Raw genomic sequence first — 240 nt, forward strand, 5'->3', positions numbered from 1 at the left:
TTAAAAAATGGATTTGAATTTGAAAAGAGAGAAAAAAGACCAYCAAAAGACCCAGTAAATGCACTTATGTCATTTGGTAACAGTATTATGTACACTAATGTATTAAGTGAAATATATAAAACACAATTAGATCCAACTATAAGTTTTTTACATGAGCCTTCAGCAAAAAGATTTTCACTTAGTTTAGATATAGCTGAAATTTTTAAACCATTGATAATTGACCCAATTATATTTAGTTTA

1 protein-coding gene is annotated in these 240 nt (G+C 25.9%); it reads left to right on the forward strand.

Features of this window, described 5'->3' with window-relative positions; genetic code table 11:
* The coding region (cas1, locus tag G3997_RS04625; protein ID WP_296648827.1) for a CRISPR-associated endonuclease Cas1 at nt 1-240 on the forward strand (240 nt) is incomplete at both ends.

This window comes from Romboutsia sp. 13368 (assembly GCF_018336475.1).
In the GTDB taxonomy this organism is placed as follows: Bacteria; Bacillota; Clostridia; order Peptostreptococcales; family Peptostreptococcaceae; genus Romboutsia.